This window comes from Thauera sp. WH-1, from assembly GCF_047806685.1.
GTDB lineage: Bacteria > Pseudomonadota > Gammaproteobacteria > Burkholderiales > Rhodocyclaceae > Thauera.
On the sequence record NZ_JBLQGP010000050.1, the window covers coordinates 1 to 5,593 of the forward strand.

The following is a 5,593-nucleotide window of genomic DNA, read 5'->3' on the forward strand; positions in this document are numbered from 1 at the left end:
TACGGCTCCGACGGCGCCCGCTCGACGCCGCCGATTAACGACGCCAGATTTGTGCGGATTCGGGCAGCCGGCAACAATTGCGAAAGATGCCATCAGTACCGGCTGGGATTGCCCGCGTGCCGAGGTGATGGTGTCGTTCCGATCGGCGAGTGACCGCACCCACATCACCCAGTTACTGGGCAGAATGGTGCGCTCGCCGCTGGCTCGCCGCATCCCAGGCAACGATCGGCTAAATGCTGTCGATTGCCTGCTGCCGAAATTCAACCGCAAGGCGGTGGAAGAGGTCGTCGATGCCCTGTTGAAGGGGGACGACACAAACCCGCCAACCGGCCGAATCCTTATCGATTACGTCGAGGTGAAGCCGAACCCCAACGCATCCGCAGACGTGTGGGAGGCCTTCGAGGCCTTGCCGTCACAAACCCGCCCGCAGCGCGGTGCGAAGCCTGCAAAGCGGCTCACTGCGCTGGCTCATGAACTGGCTTCCGACGGCATCCTTCCGCGCGCGGGGCGCCTGGCGCATGCCGAGATGCACAAAGCGCTTGATGCTTTCCAGGAGCTCCAAAAGGACAAGATCGAGATCAAGCGTAAGTCTGTGATGATGGTGGAAGGCCAGACCGTCGCCGCAGACATGAAGGAGAAGGCAAAGAGCTTTGATGAGTTCTGGGAAGCGGCGGACATGGCGGTGCTCGATGATGCCTACCGGCGTGCCGCCCGCATCTTCAGTCCGGATATTTCACGCACCTACGTTGAGCACCTGGCGCAGAAGGTTGCCAACCTGGACGATGACCCGGAAGCGTACTTGGAAGCCATCGTCGAGGCGCGTGTCACTGTCGCGGGCTTGGGGCTCGTCACTGAAGTGCAGGCCTACTTTGACGCAGAAGCCGACAAGCTGGCAAAGGCTTGGTTGGCCGCGTATGCACCGCAGATCAAGGCGCTGAGTGATGACCGCAAAGAGGCCTACCGCGAAATCGTCGAGATGAGCTCTGTGCCGCAAAGCGTCGATCTGGCAAAGCCAGAGTCACGCTACGAGGCTACCAAGGCACGTGAGCACGAGCAGGTAACAAAGCTGCCAACTTGGGGAAAGCACCTGCTGTGCGATGGGGCGGGCAACTACCCGGCCGAGCTGAACGACTGGGAGCGCAAGGTCGTAGAAACTGAATTCAGGCGCGAAGGCTTCCGTTTTTGGTATCGCAACCCTCAGCAACCGGGCCAGTCCTCGCTGGGCATTGCATACGTCGAAGACGATCAATACAAGATCGTCCGGCCCGACTTTCTGTTCTTCGCAGAGCAGGACGGGAAGGTCGTGGTGGACCTCGTTGACCCGCACGGTCTGCATCTGGCGGATGCGCTGCCAAAGCTGCAAGGGCTGGCGGCCTATGCTGGGGAGCACGTAGGCGCCTACCGGCGCATTGAGTCCGTTGCTGAGGCAGGCGGCAAGCTCCGTGTGCTGGACCTAACACGTGCGGACGTCCGCCGGGCGATCAAAGAGGCCTCGAGTGCGAGCGGGCTGTATGAAGGCCTACTAGCTGACGACTACTAGCATTTTGGATGATACTTAAAAAACATAAAAACGATATCAAAGTTATATCAAAATGATACCATAACGATGTTGTTTGAGCGGCAGAAGCAACGGCGGCCACCGTTGCCCTGCCTGACCAGAACTCACCTGTTAGGAGGTGTGCTATGGCTAAAGCCATTTTCCCACAATCTACCGTGGCGCCCGGAATGGGCACGCGTCGTATCAAGCGCTCTATCGGTGAACAAGCGTTTTCGGATTTTTGCCGATCGGCTTCTATCCTCACCTCAGCCTGTGCCGGAGCTGTTGGCTGGTCGGTGGACATCCATGACGCTGAGGCTGCTGCCTCGCCCTCTGTCCTGCTCTACGTGTGGGACAGCGACACCGGTTGGACCTGGTTGTGCTCGGTCCCCAGGCAACGATTCGCAGCGACAAGCATCAAGGCATCCTGCGAGCGGCCCGCTGTGGTCGATGCGATCCGCGGCAAGCTCGGCAACGTGATCTATCGCGCAGCGACGGGGGCCGGCTCCGACCCCGCCGACGAGGCACCGTGGGAGCAGGTGCTCGGCTCGATGCTCGCAGCCTACGCCGGCACGACGCAGGCCTGGGCCGCTGCCGCTCGGCTCAGCGGAGGGGGGCACTTCATCGTGAGCTACTACCGCAAGTCCGGCGAGGCCGTCGGGATGCTCAGGCCCTTCGCGCTCTCGGGCGACACCCGCGGCCGGGATGTGCTGCCGGTCGAGCGGCTGCTCGATGCGGTGCGCTCGGTCCAGCGCATGGACCGCGAACGCCATCCGGAGTGGTTCGCGTAAGCCCTTTAGGGATGGCATTGGATGCCGTCCCGCCCCCTCTTGGAATCGTGCTAGATTCCATCTATTCGATAGCGTTTTGAGATCGAAGTGATATCTAGGTGATATACAAATGATAGTCACAGTCGGCAACACCAAAGGCGGCGTCGGCAAGACCACGCTTGCCGTCAACATCGCCATCGCGCGCGCCCTCGCCGGACGCGACGTGTGGCTGATCGACGGTGACCGCCAAGGCACGGCACAGACCGCGATCGCGATCCGCGCCGAGGCGGGCCACCAGCCAGGCATCGCCTGCGCGACCTATTCGGACGGCCCGACGCTGCGCAGCCAGGTGCAGCAGCAGCGCGGCAAGTTCGACGACATCATCATCGACGCAGGTGGGCGTGACTCGACCGCGCTGCGGGCGGCATTGATCCTGTCCGACGTGCTGCTCGTGCCGTTCCAGCCGCGCAGTTACGACGTGTGGGCGCTGGAGGACATCGCCGCCCTGGTCGAGGAAGCGCGCTCGGTGCGTGACGGCCTGCGCGCCTATGCGGTCCTCAACTGCGCCGATCCCGGCGAGGCATCCGCCGACAACGTCGGCGCCGAGGATGCGGTCGCCCAAGTCCCGCAGCTCGAGCTCCTCCATGCGCCGATCCGCCGCCGCAAATCCTTCTCGAACGCCGCCGGGCAGGGGCTCTCCGTGCTCGAGGCGAAACCGCTCGACAAGAAGGCATGCGACGAGCTGAACGCATTGATGTACGCGCTATTTTGATATAAAAATAGCATCCATAAGATATCGAATCGATATCTAATAGATATCTTTCAGGTGAAAACCATGGCGATCACTTCCAAGCCGAAACCCAAAGCAGCGCCCGTCGCTGACGAAGCCGCCGCCGAGGCCTTCATCAGCGGGGCGCCCGACGCATCGACGCCGAAGGCGCAGGCACCCAAGCGAGAGGGCAAGAAGCTCATCAGCCTCTCGATCGCGCCGACCCTCCTCGAGCGTGTTGACCAGCTCGCCGCGGAGCTCGGCCAGAGTCGGGCCGCGGTGATCAATCTCGCGATCCATCGCGCCGTCGAACGCGGCCTCGAGATCGACGGACTGGGCAAGGCCTGAACGGACCCGCGCGCCCATGTCTGGCAAGCTCGATACCGGCTACGTTCAGGCGCTGATCGACAAAGGCCTCGATCCGCGCCAGGCGCGCGAGATCGCGCGCAAGACGGCCGCCGATCAGCGCTCGAGCACCGGGCAGACTCCGGACCTTTTCGCGCCGGCCGCTGAGCCTAAGTCTCCGAAGCCCCCTGAGCGTCCGAAGCACTCCGCGTCCATCACCCCGGCACCGCGCGAGTCAATTGCCCCGGCGCTCCTCGATGCGGCGGCCACGATTGGCACCGAACCCCCTACCGGCAGCGACATCGCCTATCTGCACGCCATCATGTGCCAGGTCGGATTGCCCCGAGGGCCGAAGGCGGTCGAGGGGCTGACGGTGTTCGAGCGCATGTGCGGCGGTGCTGCACTGCGTGTGACCGCGGGCGCCCTGTGGGACGGCGAAAAGCTCGTCCAGCAGCCTATTCCCTACGGCGCGAACCCGCGTCTGATGCTTTCCTGGCTGAACACCCAAGCCGTGAAAACCCGCTCGCCGGTAATACCGGTCGGCGACAGCGCGGCAGAGTTCCTGCGCATGCTCGGCAAGGAGAGCACGGGCGGGAAGAACGGCACGCTGACGAGTTTCAAGAAGCAGATTCAGGCACTGGCTGCTTGTCACATGACGCTCGGTTTCAACGCGGCCGGGCGGGCTTACACCTACAACGGCCAGCCCGTGCGGCAGTTCGAGGCATGGATCCAGCCGAAGGATTCTCACCAGCGTCCGCTCTGGCCCGGCGTGGTGACGTTCTCTGACGACTACTACCAGTCCTTGATCGAGCACGCCGTACCCCAGGACGTGCGCGCCATGTACGCGCTCAAGGGCTCTGCGCTGGCGATGGACATCTACGCGATGCTGGCCGAGCGCCTTCACCGCATCACCGGCCGGCCGGTGACGCTGCACTGGAAGTCGCTGCGAGAGCAGTTCGGCCAGGAGTACACCGGGATCGACGCCGACAAGGATTTTCGGCGGGTTTTTCTGCCCGCGCTCAAGAAGGTTTTGGCCGTCTATCCGAAAGCGAAAGTCGAGTCAGTGCGAGGCGGGCTGCTGCTTTTCCCCTCTCCGCCTCCTATCCTTTATAAATAATTGTATCCATTAGGAATGCTGCAAGTGCACGCATAATCGCACCCCTTTTATTCATTTGGAATCGGATTTAAGGGCGTTGAGCCCTGACGGTTGATACTAACTTTCCCGTAAGTAGTGTCATGTGAGCGATAATATGCCCCATGAAATGCAAACGACCTTCCGACGGCCGCGCCCTCGATCATCACACCTTGCAGGTGATGCGGCAGCAGGCTGTCAAAGCAGTGCGTGAGGGGCAGACGGTGCAAAGCGTCGCGGCGGCGTATGGCGTGAATGAGCGCAGCGTTTTCCGGTGGCTCGCCGACTTTGCCAATGGCGGGCAGAACGCATTGCTGGCCAAGCCGATTCCGGGGCGCCCCAGCAAACTCAGCGCCGAGGAGTTGTCGTGGATCGCCAATGCCGTTCGTGACCACAACCCGCAGCAGTTTAAGTTCGAGTTCGGCTTGTGGACGCTGTCGCTGATCCGTCACCTGATTAAGCGCCAGTTCAAGAAGGAGTTGTCGGTCTCCTCGGTCCACCGTCTCATGAAGATCCTGGGCTTCAGCGCCCAGAAGCCGCTCTACCAGGCGTGGCAGCAAGACCCGGTGCTGGTGCGCACGTGGGAGACGGAGACCTACCCCACGATCCGCGCCGAAGCCAAGCGGGTCGGCGCAACGATCTACTTTGGCGACGAGTCGGGTATCCGCTCGGATTACCACACCGGCACGACCTGGGCGCCGCAGGGCCAGACGCCGGTGGTGCAGGCGACGGGCCGGCGCTTCTCGCTGAACATGATCTCGGCGGTCAGCACGCAGGGCGAGTTTCGATTCATGCTGCATGAAGGCTCGGTTGGCGCGAAGGTGTTCGTCGAGTTCCTCAAGCGCTTGATGGTCAATGCCGAGAAGCCGGTGTTTCTGATCGTCGATGGTCATCCGATCCACAAGGCAAAGATGGTCAAGAGCTACGTCGAGGGCTTGGACGGCAAGCTCAAACTCTTCTACCTGGGGGCAGCTCACGAAACGGAACAAATCGTACGCTAAGGCATAGCTCGCCCAAGCCGGTCCCCTGCCGACGTGGCG

General features: G+C 62.2%; 4 protein-coding genes and 2 pseudogenes. All 6 read left to right on the forward strand.

What is annotated here, in order from left to right; all coding sequences use genetic code 11:
- Positions 1-1,540: pseudogene (locus tag ACMV5O_RS21080) on the forward strand (hypothetical protein); the annotation flags it as partial.
- A 143-nt stretch (positions 1,541-1,683) separates the two neighbouring features.
- On the forward strand, positions 1,684-2,328 hold the full coding sequence (locus ACMV5O_RS21085) for a hypothetical protein (protein ID WP_416165279.1): 645 nt from the start codon (positions 1,684-1,686) through the stop codon (positions 2,326-2,328).
- 109 nt (positions 2,329-2,437) lie between these two features.
- The gene (locus tag ACMV5O_RS21090) at positions 2,438-3,079 is read left to right on the forward strand and encodes an AAA family ATPase (protein WP_416165280.1); all 642 of its coding nucleotides are present in this window, start codon (positions 2,438-2,440) and stop codon (positions 3,077-3,079) included.
- A gap of 63 nt (positions 3,080-3,142) precedes the next feature.
- A complete protein-coding gene (locus tag ACMV5O_RS21095) occupies positions 3,143-3,424 on the forward strand; it encodes a ribbon-helix-helix protein, CopG family (protein ID WP_416165282.1) in 282 nt (93 codons plus the stop codon).
- A gap of 16 nt (positions 3,425-3,440) precedes the next feature.
- On the forward strand, positions 3,441-4,538 hold the full coding sequence (locus ACMV5O_RS21100) for a replication protein RepA (RefSeq protein WP_416165281.1): 1,098 nt from the start codon (positions 3,441-3,443) through the stop codon (positions 4,536-4,538).
- A gap of 140 nt (positions 4,539-4,678) precedes the next feature.
- Positions 4,679-5,518: pseudogene (locus ACMV5O_RS21105) on the forward strand (IS630 family transposase); the annotation flags it as partial.
- Positions 5,519-5,593 lie beyond the last annotated feature (75 nt).